We start from the raw sequence: 17,734 nt of genomic DNA on the forward strand, positions 1-17,734 counted from the left end.
CATCGGGCTTGGGGCTATTTATCTCAGTACTAATGAACCACAGAAACTAAACGGATGAAATACTATATCATCGCTGGCGAGGCATCGGGCGACCTACATGGGTCCAACCTCATAAAAGCCCTTAAAAAACAGGATTCGGATGCTGACATTCGTTGTTGGGGCGGCGATTTAATGAAAGCCGCAGGAGGCGACTTGGTAAAGCATTACAAGGAAATGGCCTTTATGGGCTTCCTAGAGGTGATATCAAATATCAATCAAATTTTCAAAAATATCGCCTTCTGTAAGGAGGATATCAGCGATTTTAATCCTGATGTAATTGTCTTTATAGATTATTCCGGCTTTAATCTTAGAATTGCCTCTTGGGCAAAAAAGAACAAATTTAGGACCAATTATTATATTTCTCCGCAAATATGGGCCTCTCGGGAGGGCAGAATACATAAGATAAAAAGGGATATTGATGCCATGCACGTAATTCTTCCTTTTGAAAAGGAATTTTATGAAAAAAAACACCACTATCCCGTTAATTTTGTTGGCCATCCCCTTATAGACGCTATTGGGGACATTCCCAGGACCAGCGATAAAAAATTTAGGGTAGAGAACAATTTGGATTTACAAAAACCCATTATTGCCCTTTTACCGGGAAGCAGAAAACAGGAGGTTCAAAAAATGCTCACCCTTATGTTATCGGTTACAAAATCTTTCCCCAAATTTCAATTTGTAATTGCAGGGGCACCTAGTTTGGACCTGGAGTTTTACCAGCCCTTTCTAAAATCGTCCCAAGTAAGTCTTATTTCCAACAAGACCTATGATTTATTAAGCCTATCCTATGCCGCCCTAGTGACCAGCGGGACCGCCACCTTGGAAACGGCCCTTTTTAAGATACCCCAAGTGGTCTGTTACCGTGCCAATTGGATATCCTATCAAATTGCTAAACGGATTGTTACCCTTAAGTTTATTTCCCTAGTGAATCTTATAATGGATAAAGAGGTAGTAAAAGAACTTATCCAAGGTGACTTGAATACCAAAAACCTAACCAAAGAGCTCGATAAAATTTTGAACGGGCCCGAAAGAAAGAAGCAGTTTGAAGCATATTACGAATTGGAAAAAAAACTAGGAGGCAAGGGTGCTAGTGAAAAGGCAGCATCCCTAATCGTGGAAAGCGCCAAAACTGCTCAATAAAAATTTCATGAATCCCAATTTTGGCGCTTATTGCTTAACTTTAGTACATAATTCTAAGCGGAAATCCATTGTTTGAATCACTTTTAGGTTCTCGTTTGAACAATAACTACTGCACAAATACGTTGTTGAAACAAAGACACTATTGGCGATTTATCCTGAAAAATTGATAAGGGTTTTCCCAAAAAAATGACGGATTTTAAATTAATTATTTAAATTTGATATCCAAGAGCACTAACTTTTACTTGGATGATTCAAAGATTTCTTTCTTTATTTCTAATTATTTTACTAGTTGGCTGCGGTGCGGCCAAGAAAAAAACTGTCTCTCGCGAAGAAAGAAAAATAACCGTAGAAGCTTCCGAAAAACCAACTGAAATAAAAGGTGAAACTCCTTTAGGCGGGGAATCCATAAACAAACCAGCGACCAAGATAACCGAACAAATCATTAATACCGCCCTAACTTTTTCAGGCACCCGCTATAAGTTTGGAGGCACTACCAACAAAGGTATGGATTGCTCCGGATTGTTGTTTGTTGCCTTTGGAGAGCATGATATTCAATTGCCACGAGCCTCTTATCAAATGGCGGAGGAAGCGCAAAAAATAAATATAAAGGAGGTTAGCAAGGGCGATCTACTTTTTTTTGGGACCTCCAGAAGAAAAAACAACATAAACCATGTAGGCCTGGTAGTCCAGGTAGACGGGAATGAAATAAAATTCATTCATTCCACCTCATCCCGAGGTGTTATAGTTTCCTCTTTGCAGGAGGGTTATTGGAACTATGCCTTTATAAAGGCTGCCCGGATCCTGTAGGATGCGTTTGCTACAGTTTACAGCCGTTAAGCTTACTTTATGCCTAATCGGTGGAATTTTAATTGGATATTACCTGCATCCGTCCCTTCCACTATCTTTTTCCATAACGATAGCTTCATTACTCCTATTGGGAGTTGTATTTGTCTATTACCGTAAACTTCCCACATTCCTTTTTGCACTTTTCACGGGACTTTTGACCATAGCCATTGGTATATTCAGCATAGTCCTAAGTGAGTCGCACAATCTTGGTCGGCATTATAGCCAACAGAATCTTGACATAAATAGGGGCTATACCTTAAAAATTCGCGAAGTATTAAAGGCCAATGGCTTTTCGGATAGGTACGTGGCCCACGTTAAGAGTATGGACAGCTTAAAGGTTAGCGGTAAAATACTATTGAATATGTCTACGGATTCTTCGATTAGATCCCTAAAGGTCGATGACGAAATATTGGCCTTCACCACCCTCTACCCTATTACACCCCCTTTAAACCCACATCAATTCAATTACAAAAAATACCTTTCCAATATTGGAATAAGGCATCAGGTAAAACTTGCAGGAAACGACTATTACTTAATGCCCCAGGCCTCCGAAACCATCTTTGGAATAGCGCATAAAATAAGGGACTATATCATTCAAAATTTAAAAAAAGAAGATTTTGGCGCTGAAGAATTGGGTGTTATCCAGGCCCTTCTCCTTGGGCAGCGAAATGAAATTACCGCGGAAATCGACACCGACTATAAGGATGCAGGAGCCTATCACATTTTGGCCTTGTCCGGTTTACATATTGGAATTCTTTTGGGATTGCTCCATTTTTTATTGAGCCCGTTGGAAATCCTACAAAAAGGGAGAACCATAAAACTGGTTGTTATTGTCTTGCTATTATGGGCATTCGCCCTCTTGGCCGGACTTTCTGCCTCCATTCTAAGAGCAACAACCATGTTTACTTTTGTAGCCTACGCCCTGTACTTGAACAGGCCTACAAGTCATTTTAATATCCTGGCATTGTCACTGTTCTTTATTTTATTGCTTTTGGATCCCCTATTATTATTTCAGGTAGGATTTCAATTAAGTTATGCAGCTGTTTTTGCTATTGTCTGGATATACCCCTTATTGCAAAAACTCTGGAATCCACAATATTGGATTATAAAAAAGAGTTGGGAGTTAGTTTCCGTAAGTATTGCTGCTCAACTGGGAGTATTCCCTATAAGTCTGTTTTACTTTCATCATTTCCCGGGACTGTTTTTAATTTCAAGCCTATTGATCCTTCCTTTTTTGACCTTTATTTTAGGGTTTGGAATATTGGTAATAGCACTGTCCCTCACCAACAGTTTACCGCCTGTTGTAGTTGCCATCTACGACACTGTAATACGTTGGATGAATTCGATTATTGGACTGGTTGCCCAGCAGGAAAATTTTCTTTTTAAAAATATTTCTTTTGATGCCATTCAATTAATTCTCAGTTATGGCATTATAATAACAATGGTAACCGTCTTTATTAAAGCCTCCTACAAAAGGGTAGTCGTCTTCCTAGTGTTTGTCCTTTGCTTCCAATCCTATATCCTGGGCATTAGACACCTTGCAGAAAACAAGGAATCCCTGGTGATAGGACATATTGTCCGTAATAGTGTCCTAATCCATCAAACAGGCCAAAAACTTACGGTCTTTTCCACCAACCCCAAAGCTACTGCAAGAATGGCCAACGATTATGCCATTGCCCAAAACATTATAGATTTGCAACATCGACCTATAAAAAACAGCTATCTAATTGGAGGGAAGAGAATGGTTATTCTGGATAGTTCCAATATGGGCCTTCCAATAAATTATGAGGTATCTACCTTAGTATTGACCCAATCCCCTAAAATTAATTTAGAGAGGCTTTTGGACTCAATTGCGCCCGATATTGTTATTGCAGATGGCAGCAATTATAAAAGTTATATATCTCGATGGAAAGCAACATGCCATAAAAAAAAGCTGCCATTTCACGATACGGGTGAAAAAGGTGCATTTCTCTATACTTGGCAGTAGTTATCTTATTCCGTGCATTAATTTTTTTAAGAGTGGATTTAGAACGATTGAAACAAGTCCAACACCTACCGGAACTAAGGTGAAAATCAAAAAGAAGGTGCCCATGGAATATTGTTCGGAAATCCTATCGATCATCCCACCCATAGTTCCTGCAGCCTTTTGCCCGATAGCAATGGCCAAATACCAGATCCCGAACATAAAACCGATCATACGTGCCGGTACAAGTTTGCTTAAATAGGAAAGTCCTACCGGGGAGATGCACAGTTCACCCATAGTATGTAACAAATACGCCAGAATTAAAAATATCATGCTGACAGATGCGGTCTGCGCCCCAGAAGGTATCCCCGATGCACCAAAGGACAGTACCGCAAAGCCCAATCCCAACAAAATAAGACCTATTCCGTATTTCATAGCAGCACTGGGATTATATTTACTTTCCCACCATCTGGAAAAAAATGGTGCCAGGGTAATAATAAAAAATGAATTTAGAATGCCGAACCAAGTGGCATCTACTTGATTACCTTCTTGGGAAAATTTATCCATAAGTCTATAGATCACTAATATCCAAAGCCCAATAAAGGCGATGGCCAATACAATATTGGAAAATCCTATTCGGGTAAAGGTCTTTTTGGCCAATAATACCAATACCCAACTTATTATTACCAGGGGGATTGTTGTCAACAAGGCATCTACCACCTTAAAGATCATGGCCGACTGACCAACGAGTTCCCTATTGGTATAATCCCTGGCAAAAATGGTCATGGACCCCAAGGATTGTTCAAAAAAAGCAAAAAAGAAGACCGTAAAAAATCCAAAAATCGATACTGCAATAATTCGATCCCTTACCACAGGCAGGTATCTGGCAATTCTGGTAACCAACAAAATTAAAAACAAGACCAAGGAACATAGGATAACAACATTGGTACCACTAAGGCTACCTAAGCTAAATGGCGCCAAACTGGTACCTTGTATTTTTTCAAAGGGGTCATTGAACAAATAGAGCAGCCCTCCAATGGAGGATAATACGATCAACACCTTGTCAAAAAGACTGAAAGGGTTCAATTTGGTTTCAACCTCATTATTCCCATGATCCTCCTCTATATTCTCTCCTTCAAGTGCGGATAACTCAGTTTTCTCTTTTTTAAGGGGCTTAGCACCAATATTTCCAAACAAATCCTTGGCCAGCCAAAATTGCAGCATCCCGAGCATCATAAAAATTCCCGCTAGCCCGAAGCCCCAGGACCAACCGTAATTTTCTGCCAAATACCCACAAAGCATCATTCCAAAAAAGGCACCTGCGTTGACGCCCATGTAAAATATAGTATAGGCACCATCCTTTTTAGATTCCTTACCATGATACATTTCGGAAATAATAGAAGTAATATTAGGCTTGAAGAACCCCGTACCGATAATCAATAGCGCAAGGCCTAGATAGAATGCGGCCGTAGTTTCAATGGCCATAGCGGCATGGCCCAAGGTCATTATTAAACACCCAATGACAACTGCCACCCTATAACCGGTTATTTTATCCGCTATCCACCCGCCAATAATAGGGGTTAAATACAAGAGGGAAGCATAGGTCCCTATTAAGGCCAAAGCGTGTTCCCTTGGCCATTCCCATCCAGGATTGTCACTGATAATGGGTGCTGTTAAGAACAACACCAATAAAATACGCATCCCGTAAAACGAGAAACGTTCCCACATTTCGGTAAAAAACAATACAAATAGGCCGGCTGGATGCCCAAGAACCTTGTCCTTAAATAGATTTTCAATATCGGTATTCATAAACGATAGGATTAAATATTATTTAATTTTGGATTATCCAGTACTTCCAGGAGAATTGAATAATCTATCAGTTTCGTCGACACATTATTTAAATCCAAAGGACCAAAATACAAATTTCTTACCCAAGTAATTAATGAGCAATTCTCTTCTCGTTGTCTTCGGCACCATGCGTTAATGCCTTTAATTTTTTCAAGAAGACTCTAATAAGCAATCCAAAAAGAATACAGAAAATGGCAATTCCTGTAAATACCGTATACTCTCCTAGATGTGAAGCGGATTCTCCCAATAATCCGGCCAGTTTATTTCCAAAACCTGTAGTTGCAAAATATAATCCCATCATTAAGGAGGCGTATTTGGCTGGAGCCAATTTGGTTACAAACGATAGCGATACTGGAGACAGGCTCAACTCGCCCACCGTATGGAACATATACGCCAGCACCAACCAATACATGGCAGAGGATCCAGAGCTTTCAAACTGGGCAGTTGCGGCAGTCATAAACAAAAATCCAGTGCCCATAATCATCAGTCCTACGATCATTTTAAAAAGGGAAGAGGCTTCTTTTCCCTTCAATTTACGACCAGCCCAGAAATTGGCCACCAAGGCTCCCAGGGCAATAATAAAAAAGGCGTTAAGCGATTGGAACCAAGACGCAGGAACTTCCCAGCCCATCAACATCCTATTGGTTTTTTCGGAAGCGTAGATATTCATTAATCCACCGGCTTGCTCAAAGGCCCCGAAGAAAACAATAACCATGAGGAAAGAGAGAATTAGAACAATTACCCTATCCTTTTCAATTTTATTAAGAGGTCTTTTCAAAGCTTCCTGATCTTCCACATTCGCAGATTTCCCCAGAAAGTCGCCCACACCCACCAGATACTTCTGGCCAAGAATAAACTGTAAAAGGCCCAAAAGCATACAGATACCTGCCAATCCGAATCCATAATGCCAGCCATAGACTTCACCTACATAACCTACAATTAAACTAGAAAGGAAAGCACCTATATTTATACCAATATAAAATATTGTAAATCCCTTATCCCTTCTAATATCGTCTTTAGGATAAAGCCCACCGACCATTGTGGAAATATTTGGCTTTAACATACCCACACCGGATATAATAAAACCAAGTCCTGTATAAAAGGCCCACATCTGTTCAATTGCCAATATACTATGACCTATAACCAAAAGCACCGCGCCTACAATTACGGCCTTCTTTTGTCCTAGTAGCCTATCTGCTATAATCCCCCCGGGAATAGAGGCCACATAGACCAACATAGTATACCAACCATAAAGTGCCAAAGCTTCTATATTTGTCCAACCCAAACCGGGGTTCCTATCCGTAGTCTCTGTAATTAAATATAATACCAAAATAGCCCGCATCCCATAATAGGAAAACCGCTCCCACATTTCAGTAAAGAATAAGATGTAAAGTCCAACCGGATGGCCGAATAATTCCTTTTGATGCACTTGTTTTACAGTTGTTTGCATAAGTATGATTTACGAATTATAGATTTTCTTTTATAAAATTGGTCATTTTGGTGTATAGATGCAGGCGGGTGTTTCCCCCTTTGATACTGTGATTTTTATCGGGGTAAATAGCCCAGTCGAATTGCTTGTTGGCCTGTACCAAAGCCTCTACCATCCGCATTGTATTTTGCAGGTGTACATTGTCATCTGCTGAACCATGGACCAATAAATAGTTTCCCTTTAAAAGTTCTGGATAATTAAAAGGGGAGTTTTCATCATAACCACTTGGATTTTCCTGAGGTGTACGCATAAAACGCTCGGTATAAATGGAATCATAGAATCTCCACGAGGTAACCGGTGCCACCGCAATTGCCATTTCAAAGGTATCATTCCCTTTTAGCAAACAATTGGTAGACATAAACCCTCCGTAACTCCAGCCCCAGATCCCTGTCCTTGATTCGTCTATATAAGGCAGTTCACTTAACTTTTTGGCTGCAGCTATTTGATCTTCCACCTCATATTTTCCCAATTCTTTATAGGTTACCTTTTTAAATTCGGCTCCTTTATATCCCGTACCCCTTCCGTCGACACATACCACAATATACCCTTCATTGGCCAACATTTGAAACCAATAATCGTTGGTGTCCAACCAGCTATTCGATACCTTTTGCGAACCAGGCCCGCTATATTGGGTCATAAATAAGGGGAATTTTTTGGTTGCATCAAAATTCTTAGGCTTTATCATCCACATATTCAAATCATTACCATTTATAGCGATAGTGGAAAATTCTTTTGGATTTATCCTATAATTGTCCAATTTAGATATTAGCGCCCGATTATATAAAATATCCTTTATTTTTTTTCCGCTCAAAGAATTATGAAGTGTATATTCCGGGGGATTGGTTGCACTGGCATAGGTATTGATAAAATAGGTGAAATCGGCACTAAAATCGGCCGCATTATGCCCTGCTTTGGTAGTCAAACGCCTTCTATTCTCTCCATTGCTCCCCACACTGTAGACATCCCGGTTTATAGATCCATTTTCCGTGGATTGATAATAAAATAAATCTTCATTTTGGTCATAACCATAAAATTTGCTTACCTCCCAAGGACCTTTAGTAAGCTGATTCATTAACTTACCCTCCACATTATACAGATAAATATGCTTAAACCCATCCTTCTCACTGGTCCAGATAAAGCTATCATCGGCCAAAAAAGTAAGATCGTCGGCAACGCTAACATAGGCCTCATCCGTTTCTTCCAATAATATATTGCTTTTATTATTAATTGCATTCACAGCATATAACCTTAGATTGTTCTGGTGTCGGTTCAGGGTCTGGACACTTAGAAAATGGGGATCGTTCATCCATTTTATTCTAGGGATATAATATGGATCATCCAAATCAACCTGGGAAATATGGTAAGTATCCATATCCACTATATGGAGTGAAACTTCGGAATTGACCTCTCCTGCCTTAGGATATTTGAAGATGGTTTGGGTCTGGTAAAGATTGCTGCCGTAAACATCCACGGAAAATTCCGGAACATCGGTTTCATCGAATCGTATGAATACCAGTTTAGACCCATCGGAATTCCACTCAAATGCCTTTACAAAGGCAAACTCTTCCTCGTAGACCCAGTCCGTTATCCCATTGATTATCTTATTTTTTACCCCATCCAAGGTAAGTTGCTTGGTATAATTGGTGGCTATATCCCAGACAAAAATATTGTTGTTCTGTACATAGGCCACTTTGCTTCCATCCGGAGAAAGGGAAGGTTCCTGAATTTTAGAATTTGAAACAGCGGAGATTTTTTTTGATTTCAGGTCGTATACATAAAAATATCCCAAGGTAGATCGCCTAAAGATAGGCTCAACTGATGTGGCCAACAATAATTTGGATTCGTCCTCACTAAACTCATAGGAAGTAAAATAGGGTACCGAACTTGACGAAGAAACTATTGTTTCCAGTTTATTTTGGGTCTTGTAATCATATTTTTGGATAGATGAAGTAGCCGTTGCCTTATCCACACTTAGAATTGTGTATTGTTTTCCATTTTTTAAGGACCGCAATTTATCCAAACCCTCAACGCTAAAAGTACCATCATAAATTTCTTCCAGGGAAAGTTGTTTATTTTGGGCCAATAGAAAGGAAAAATGACACAAAAGAAATACTATTGGCAATAGCAAGGGGGATTTTCTCACAAAAACAAAGTTTTATTGGGTTTAATTTTACTGAAATACATCTAAAGGAATTTCAGTATTTTCAAAAATTTATTCAAATCTCCAAGTTTACTAAAAAATCCACAAAGAAAAAGACTTGACAGTAAAAAAATAACATTTTATAACCTTTTTAAACCCATTTTAAGATGTATCGTGATTTGGCACCATATTACTATCTTTACACAAAGAAATCGAAAACCTAATGACCACACCTATAGAAGGATTTTCCAAATTGTCCAAAGCCGACAAAATTAACTGGATTGCCCAACAGTATACCCAACACCCCAAGGAAACTATTGCCATTTTAAAACAGTATTGGAACGCTGATGAAAAATTGCAGAATTTACATGATGAATTCATTGAAAATACCATCACCAACTTTTATTTACCCCTAGGGATTGCACCCAATTTTCTCATTAACAACAAACTTTACGCCATTCCAATGGCCATTGAAGAAAGTTCTGTGGTTGCAGCAGCCAGTAAGGCTGCAAAATTTTGGCAGACCCGTGGCGGCTTTAAGACTACCATTCTGGGAACTGAAAAAGTAGGTCAGGTACATTTCATGTATCACGGCGATAGCGAAAAACTTACTAAATTTTTCAAGCTTGTGAAGCCGAGATTGATCAACAGTGTAGCTCCCATTGTCAAAAACATGGAAAAAAGAGGCGGTGGAATAAAAAATATTGAATTAAGGGATAAAACATCTGATTTGGATGACTATTTCCAACTGCATTGCACATTTGAAACCCTGGATGCCATGGGAGCCAATTTCATAAACTCCTGTTTGGAAGGGTTTGCCCAAAGCCTAAAGGAAGAAGCCCTGGGTTATGAAAAATTTACGGATAGGGAGAAAGATATTGAAATAGTCATGAGTATTCTTTCCAATTACATCCCGAACTGCGTGGTAAAGGCAGAAGTAAGCTGTCCCGTTTCCGAGTTGAAGGCCCACCATGGCATTACTGCCGAGGATTTTGCCAAAAAAATTGTGCGAGCCGTAAATATTGCAAAAGTGGAACCCTACAGGGCAGTTACACATAACAAAGGGATCATGAATGGTATTGATGCCGTAGTTTTGGCTACGGGAAACGATTTTAGGGCCATAGAAGCAGGGGCTCACGCCTATGCATCAAAAGATGGACGCTATACCAGTCTTACACACGCCAGTATAGAAAACGGAATATTTAAATTCTGGATAGAGATTCCCTTGGCCCTGGGAACGGTAGGTGGCCTAACCACATTACATCCACTGGTAAAACTTGCCTTGGAAATATTACAAAATCCTACCGCAAAAGAGCTAATGCAAATTGTAGCCGTAGCCGGACTCGCTCAAAACTTTGGCGCCGTTCGTTCTTTGGTAACCACAGGTATCCAACAAGGACATATGAAAATGCATTTATTGAATATATTGAACCAATTGGGCGCTACGGAAGAAGAAAAAATAAGCTTGGTGGACTATTTTAAAAAGCACACAGCCTCCCACAGCGCAGTAGTATTAGCTTTTGAAGAATTGAGAAATAAAAAATGATAGAACAATATTACAGTAACGGAAAACTATTGATTACCGGGGAATATCTAGTTTTGGATGGCGCCAAAAGTTTAGCAATACCCACCCTATACGGCCAATCATTATCCGTAAAAGAGAATCAGGACGGGTTGCTGACATGGAAAAGTTTGGATGAAAAAGGAAAGTCCTGGTTTGAATGCACTTATGAATTACATGATTTTAGTCCCGTTTCCAGTAACAAGTTTTCCGAGGAGACATTGATTGTATCAGACACCCTACGAAAGATTCTTTTGGAAGCGCGAAATTTGAACCCTAGCTTTTTAAATACTTCACAAGGCTACGAAATTACCACGGCACTGAACTTTCCGAGGGATTGGGGTTTGGGATCTTCATCTACCTTGATCAACAACATTGCCCAATGGGCCCAGATAAATGCCTATGCGCTACTATGGAACGCCTTCACAGGTAGTGGGTACGATATTGCCTGTGCGCAAAATAATTCTCCGATTACCTACCAATTAAAGAACAACAGACCAATTGTACAACCGGCATCCTTCAACCCTACATTTAAAAACGACCTATACTTTGTATATCTAAATCAAAAACAGAACAGTAGGGAAGGCATTGCCCAATATCGCAAAACAGAATTCAACACCTTTTCCGCAATATCCCAAATTAACAGTATAACCGAACGCATATTGACCTGCTCCCGGCTGTCGCAATTTGATAAGCTCATTAAAAAACATGAATTAATTCTAAGCGAGATCCTAGGAATCCCCACGGTCAAAGAACGGTTGTTCCCGGATTTCAAAGGGGCTATTAAAAGTTTAGGGGCCTGGGGAGGGGATTTTATATTGGCCACCGGTAACAAAACCACTCCAGATTACTTTAGGGAAAAGGGGTTTACCACAGTTATTCCTTATTCAAAAATGGCAAAATAACCTGATTAATTTCATTCGAAAGTAGCCAAAAGACCATAAACAATAAAGCCTCCCAATTGGGAGGCTTTATTGTTTATGCATAACTTAGGTTCTATTAATAAAATATTGCTCTTTTGTCCTCTATAGTAGAAGCTTCCTTTAAGGCATTGTAAACCGCGAAGTTTACTCTACCGGCAGCACTGGCCTGTAAATTATTGGCATAGGTACTGTAGTTATCCAATTTGGCAGCTTCTTCCTTTTTAGTGACCGTTAACATATATACACCACTATCTCCCTTAATTAAACCAGAGGTAGCCCCTTGCTCCATGGCAAAAGCAGTTCCAACTACAAAAGCCTCCGACCCAGCACCCGGAATGATAGGGGATTTCATGGTCAAAGCAGAAGCCGTAGAAGCAATAACATTGTTATCCTTGGCGAAACTTTCCATAGTTTTTCCTTTATTGGCTTCTATAATTTGTGCCGCCTTTTTTTCCTTTCTCAATTTTGGAAGTACCAAAGCTGATGCGTCTTCTACGCTCATAAGGCCTTCAGCATACTTCGCAGTCAATCTCACAACGGCATATCCATTGTTTATATTGAACCTTTTAACCTCGCCCAATTTGGTGTCATCGTTAAACGCCCATTGAACAATAGCACGTTGGGCCGAAAGCCCTGGCAGGTTTTCATCCATTGCCTTAATCTTATTTACCGGCCTAACCACGAAATTATTTTCTTTGGCAGCTACGGCAAAATCTTTATCCGAGGTAGTTTCCATTTCAAATTTGGTAGCCTCGGTGAACAAAGTATTGATAGTTTCTTCGGAAGGCTCTATTTCCCTTGCCAAAGTAGCAATTCTAACAATATCCTGTTTGTCATCTATCTTAACGATGTGGAATCCAAAATCCGTCTCTACCAAACCTATGGCTCCAACAGGATTGCTAAATGTAAAGTCGTTAAATGGTGCTACCATAACCCCTTCCTGATTATATCCAAGGTCACCACCTTGGGGTGCAGAAGGTCCGTCAGAATTATCTCTGGCCAATTCGGCAAAAACAGTCCCAGAACGCTTTGCCTCAGTTAACAATTCCTTAGCTTTTGCCTCAGCTTCCTCTTTAGTACGGGTAACCTCTGGATTAGCACGTTGAGCGCCTGCATAAGAAATTAGGATATGACTGGATTTTACAGTACCATTTGCCTTTCTATCCATCATTTTGGAAACCTTAAAGTAATCCCCGTCACGATAAGTACCGAACATACTTCCTTTTTCCAAGGCCATTAGCGTATCCGCAAATTTAGCGGGCAAATCTTTCTTTGCCTTATAAATGGTATCGTATTTTATATCCGAATTTCTATCCAAGAAGGCAATCATATCAGTTGTATTCTTGAAGCCTTTAATTGAATCGTTTGCGTCTTTTTGAGCATTGTACTCAACCCGATCCTCCATAAGTTTGTTAATTTCTTCCTTTACTGCATTCTCGTCTTCCAAAGAAGGCTTTTCCTCAAAATATACAAACTCCACATCCCTGGATCTATCTTGTTTATAATCTTTCTTATGATCATTGACATAGGCCTCGATTTCTTTCTTGGTAACCGCTATTGAAGAATCAGGAATAGAAGTAAAAGGCACACGCACATACTTAATATCCACTTTATCATTGGCCAATTTATAATCCAATTCTCCTTCTTTCAGGGTTGAACCAACACCTGCTTTTATAAGGTTAAAATAGGTCTGCTCCTTTGCATTCTGAATTATGGCCTGTTCATCCTGTAACCATAAAGCGTAACGACCTGGGTTGTTTGCTTTCCAATCGGCCACAGCTTCCCTAAATTTATTTTCATCGAAAACACCGCTGGCGTTGTGAAATTCAGGATTTTGAACATAGGAAGGAATAGTTTTAATGTAGTTTATTATCTGATCCTGTTCTATATTGATACCCAACTCCTCAAATTGCTGATCAAGAATGGTATTCCTAACTTGCCTATCCCAGACCTGATTGACCAATTGCATTGAAGAAGCAGTAGGACCGGCCATTCTAGAATACGCCTCCACATCCCTTCTAAATTGATCTATGGAAATTTCGTCCCCATTGATCTCTGCTACGGAAGAACCAACCTTTCCACCACCCAATTCATTGCTGCTGAACACTCCTGAAATTACGAATGCGAACAAAGCCAAACCAATGATTAAAATTAAAACGGTAGTTCGTTTCCTTATATTCTCTAAAATTGCCATTATGTAAACTGTTTAAATTTATCCCGTTACTATCGGGAGGCGAAATTACTACTTTCTTTTGAAATAATAAAAACTAAAAAAACCAAAAAAAATTCCTCAAATACCTACTCATCGTCCAGCACTACCAAGGACACCATATCTATTTTATTACTTGAAACTTCCAACACCACAAAAAGGAAATTGCCGATCTTAATCTCGGAATCCTTTTCTGGAATCTCTCCGGTTTCATTAATGATCAAACCTCCCAATGTTTCGTACTCATCACTTTCCGGAAGCTCCAATTTATATTTTTCATTAATATAATCTACTTCCAGTCTACCAGAAAACTTATAGGAGTTTTCATTTATCTGCTCTTCAAACAAGTCGGTAGTATCATGTTCATCCTCTATGTCACCAAAAAGTACCTCCACAATATCCTCAACCGTCATTACCCCGGAAGTGCCGCCATACTCGTCCAGAACTACCGCGATACTCTTTCTTTTTTTGGTCAAAATATTAAGAATATCATTGATCAACATTGTTTCCGGAACAAACTCTACGGGCAATAGGATACTTTTTATGGTTTTAGGTTTTTTGAAAAGCTCATAGGAATGCACGTAACCAATAATGTTGTCTATGGTATCCTTGAATACCAATATTTTAGAATAGCCCGTTTCTGTAAAAAGCTTTGCCAAGTTTTTAGGGGTCTCATGAAGTTCCACCGCCGCAATCTCCGTTCTTGGCACCATTACCTCCCTGGCCTTTACCCCTGAGAACTCCAAGGCATTTTGAAAAATTTGTATTTCGGAATCCACCTCATCTTCCTTTTCTACAGCTTCCATTTGTTCGGTGATATAATCACCCAATTCTATTTTGCTAAAGGCCAATTGCACCTCATCCCCATCTGTCTTAAAGAGCACCTTTAGAATTATATCGGAAATCCAAATAACGAAATCCGATATTACAGAAAATAATACATAGAAAATATAGGCAGGTATTGCCAACAACCTTAGCATAGTGTTGCTGTATATCTGAAACAATACCTTGGGCAAAAACTCTGCGGTCAATAAAATAATCAAGGTAGAGATAACGGTTTGGGTCAGCAAGCTGAAATCGGTAAGCATTAAACTTAAAAAGCCACCTGGGGCCGACTCAATTCCCGAAAATAGGCTCATAAGAAGATCCCCCATAAAAAGTCCATATACCACTAAGGCAATATTGTTGCCAATAAGCATGGTAGCAATGAACTTAGAAGGTTTTTTGGTAAGGCGGGTCAGCACTTTGGGCAGAAACCCATCTTGCTTTTTTTCTATTTCTATGTGAATTTTATTCGCAGAAATAAAGGCTATTTCCATTCCTGAGAAAAAAGCCGAAAACAGCAATGAAATAACAATGATAATAACAATATATGCCTCCAAGATTATTGTTTATTGTTTTTTTGGCGTTCTTCAAACCTTTTTCTATAGGTTTTCTTAAAAATGAACATCCCTATGGAAACAATTCCAAAGAAAACAAATAAATAGGCCCGTTGCCTATCTATGTTCCACTGTTCGTAAATCTCAAAAATGGATACTACGGCCACAGCCAAATAAAGGTATTCCGTATATCTTAAAATCTTAATCATTCTTCTTTTCTTTTATACTCATATAACCATAGGTCTTATTGGCATTAAAAAAACTAAAATCCCTATTAAAGTCCATTCCCTCACCATCCATTATGGTTCCTTCCTCCGGATTGGTATATTTGAATTTCTGTTGGGTAAAAATCCAATCATTGGTTCTATCCCAATATAATTGTGGTGACTCCAACTTTTTTCCATCGCTGGACTCAATAACCACATTGCCCTGCAAATCTATTAAATTAGTACTGGAATACATAATTCCATAATCTGCGGTAACCGTACTCTTTTCTCCTTTTTCATCAAAAAACTCCAATTTGAGTCCATCGGGAAAAGTTCTATATGGAAAAAAAAGGTTGTCAAAATCATTACTGAGAGGACTCGTTAACACAGCAATTACATGCGCAGAAACCACCCCTTCATTTTTTTCCAGTTCATCGGTCTCCGTATAAGTTAAGGTGAAATCCTCAGCAACGGCACTGGGAAATATCTTTTTTATTGCCTCATCACCAACTCTCTTATAATTGTCTGCACAGGAATAAAAAAGCATTGCCATAGAAAATACTATGGCAATGCTCCTTAAATTATATAAATCTTCTTTTTTCATCTTATAGGCTGGGCACTTTTACACTACCACCAACCCAACAAGAGAAACTTACTGTTTTACCGGCCATACCGGAATTAAATATATCCGTTTTGGAAGGTGCCTTGGCTGAGTAACTAGCAGCTGCCTGACCTGCCCTACCACTTAAAGCTGGATCCACACGACCTGCTTGACGGGCCATTTCAGCAGCTTTCCAATAGATAGCTCTTTTTTCGAAAGGAGTACTTCCACATTCATTGGCGCTACTGGCATATAAACTGGCAATCAACAAATAGGCCTTACCATTGGAAGAATTGGCATCAATTGCCTTTTGGGCATAACTCCTAGCAGTAGATTTACTTTTCTTCACGTAGCTATGGGCAATCTTGTAGGCGATATTGGATTTTTTTCTGGAATCGGTTTCCAAATCCAAAGCTTTGTTGAAATCCGCAAGGGCGCCATTGGTATCCCCGGCATTATTCTTAAGGGCACCAGCATACATATATGCGCTGGCGGAAGGCTCCATGGCCAATTGTACTTCAAATAGTTTCTTGAACATTGGATCTTCAGTACACTCTTTACTGTACATTCTTCCAACAGCTCTCTTGATCCAAGTTAAATCACTCTTTTTTGATTCAAAATTCTTTTGATACAAAGGAATTAAGTTTTCACAGTTCGCCAAAGCACCTAATTTACTGTCGATACTTTCAGCTATTTTACCATAGTTTTCAGAATAACTATTGTAAGAACTCAATTGCTTTTTCTCTTTTGAAGTCAAAGTTCCGGCATCTTCCTTAGGAAGAAGTTTGGTTATAACCTCTGTAAGCTTGTCATTTTCCTCATCTATCTTTTCGGTGATGTTGTCGTATTTCTCAAATACTTCCTCCAAATCCTTTTTGCCTGCACTGTTTAAATCTACCAAGCTGGAGAAATATAAATATAAGGCCTTAGGGTTTTTAAAATTTGCCTTATCCTCTGTAAATGCTTTGTCTAGCTGAGAATAAATTTCCTCATCGGTGATCATTTTCTCATCATACTTCAACAATACCTTATCTATAATGGTCTCCGCAACGTCTGTCTTGGCAGGAAAGTACTTTGCCCTGTTATCATATAGTTCCATTAAGGCATTGATATTGGCAGTTTTGTCCGCTCCTGTAGATTTCTCAAGCCTATCCTTTAGAATCCGCTCACCATATAATATATTGGCCCAATTTAAGGTAGGACAATTATCATATACCATTTTCCATGGTGTATAAGCAGCCTCATAATTCTTAACTTTCACATGTTCTGTGTAAATGGAAAGATTGGTCATACACTCCGGGTTTTGGGCTTGGGAATGCCCTAGACCCACAAATCCCATGGCGACTATCGCTGTGATGTAGAGTTTCTTTTTCATCTGTCTGTTTATTTT

Annotated in this window: 13 protein-coding genes; 5 read left to right on the top strand and 8 right to left on the bottom strand. The window is 39.3% G+C overall.

The features are described 5' to 3' along the window. Positions 1-54 precede the first annotated feature (54 nt). The 3 genes from lpxB to LV92_RS18235 all read left to right on the top strand — a co-directional run bounded on the left by lpxB (position 55) and on the right by LV92_RS18235 (position 4,012). Positions 55-1,179: a lipid-A-disaccharide synthase gene (gene lpxB, locus LV92_RS18225; protein WP_111625030.1), complete on the top strand. Its 1,125-nt coding sequence runs from the start codon at positions 55-57 to the stop codon at positions 1,177-1,179. A gap of 246 nt (positions 1,180-1,425) precedes the next feature. Further along, positions 1,426-1,986, top strand: a complete 561-nt coding sequence (locus LV92_RS18230; protein ID WP_111625031.1) for a C40 family peptidase — start codon at positions 1,426-1,428, stop codon at positions 1,984-1,986. 1 nt (position 1,987) lies between these two features. Continuing rightward, positions 1,988-4,012 (top strand): ComEC family competence protein, encoded by a 2,025-nt coding sequence (locus tag LV92_RS18235; RefSeq protein WP_111625032.1) that lies wholly within the window; start codon positions 1,988-1,990, stop codon positions 4,010-4,012. On the opposite strand, the gene LV92_RS18240 is transcribed toward LV92_RS18235, so the two are convergent. From LV92_RS18240 to LV92_RS18250, 3 genes are all read right to left on the bottom strand, one after another. Beyond that, on the bottom strand, positions 4,013-5,797 hold the full coding sequence (locus LV92_RS18240; protein WP_111625033.1) for a peptide MFS transporter: 1,785 nt from the start codon (positions 5,795-5,797) through the stop codon (positions 4,013-4,015). 130 nt (positions 5,798-5,927) lie between these two features. Continuing rightward, positions 5,928-7,286, bottom strand: coding sequence for a peptide MFS transporter (locus tag LV92_RS18245; RefSeq protein ID WP_111625034.1), 1,359 nt, complete (start codon positions 7,284-7,286; stop codon positions 5,928-5,930). A 16-nt stretch (positions 7,287-7,302) separates the two neighbouring features. Next, positions 7,303-9,468, bottom strand: a complete 2,166-nt coding sequence (locus LV92_RS18250; RefSeq protein ID WP_111625035.1) for a S9 family peptidase — start codon at positions 9,466-9,468, stop codon at positions 7,303-7,305. Between the two features lie 208 nt (positions 9,469-9,676). Here LV92_RS18250 and LV92_RS18255 point away from each other — a divergent pair, with 208 nt between their 5' ends. Together LV92_RS18255 and LV92_RS18260 are read left to right on the top strand one after the other, a co-directional pair. Next, on the top strand, positions 9,677-11,011 hold the full coding sequence (locus LV92_RS18255; protein ID WP_262511306.1) for a hydroxymethylglutaryl-CoA reductase, degradative: 1,335 nt from the start codon (positions 9,677-9,679) through the stop codon (positions 11,009-11,011). Then, on the top strand, positions 11,008-11,931 hold the full coding sequence (locus tag LV92_RS18260) for a GYDIA family GHMP kinase (RefSeq protein WP_111625037.1): 924 nt from the start codon (positions 11,008-11,010) through the stop codon (positions 11,929-11,931). Before LV92_RS18255 ends, LV92_RS18260 begins: the two co-directional genes overlap by 4 nt. Before the next feature lie 94 nt (positions 11,932-12,025). On the opposite strand, the gene LV92_RS18265 is transcribed toward LV92_RS18260, so the two are convergent. From LV92_RS18265 to LV92_RS18285, 5 genes are all read right to left on the bottom strand, one after another. Next, positions 12,026-14,143 (bottom strand): peptidylprolyl isomerase, encoded by a 2,118-nt coding sequence (locus LV92_RS18265; RefSeq protein WP_111625038.1) that lies wholly within the window; start codon positions 14,141-14,143, stop codon positions 12,026-12,028. 104 nt (positions 14,144-14,247) lie between these two features. After that, positions 14,248-15,543 (bottom strand): hemolysin family protein, encoded by a 1,296-nt coding sequence (locus LV92_RS18270; RefSeq protein ID WP_111625039.1) that lies wholly within the window; start codon positions 15,541-15,543, stop codon positions 14,248-14,250. After that, on the bottom strand, positions 15,543-15,746 hold the full coding sequence (locus LV92_RS18275; RefSeq protein ID WP_111625040.1) for a hypothetical protein: 204 nt from the start codon (positions 15,744-15,746) through the stop codon (positions 15,543-15,545). The genes LV92_RS18270 and LV92_RS18275 overlap by 1 nt, the downstream gene beginning before the upstream one ends. Next, positions 15,739-16,347, bottom strand: a complete 609-nt coding sequence (lptC, locus tag LV92_RS18280) for an LPS export ABC transporter periplasmic protein LptC (RefSeq protein ID WP_111625041.1) — start codon at positions 16,345-16,347, stop codon at positions 15,739-15,741. The genes LV92_RS18275 and lptC overlap by 8 nt, the downstream gene beginning before the upstream one ends. Before the next feature lies 1 nt (position 16,348). Continuing rightward, positions 16,349-17,719: a tetratricopeptide repeat protein gene (locus LV92_RS18285; RefSeq protein ID WP_111625042.1), complete on the bottom strand. Its 1,371-nt coding sequence runs from the start codon at positions 17,717-17,719 to the stop codon at positions 16,349-16,351. Positions 17,720-17,734 lie beyond the last annotated feature (15 nt).

The sequence above is a fragment of the Arenibacter echinorum genome (assembly GCF_003259375.1).
GTDB lineage: Bacteria > Bacteroidota > Bacteroidia > Flavobacteriales > Flavobacteriaceae > Arenibacter > Arenibacter echinorum.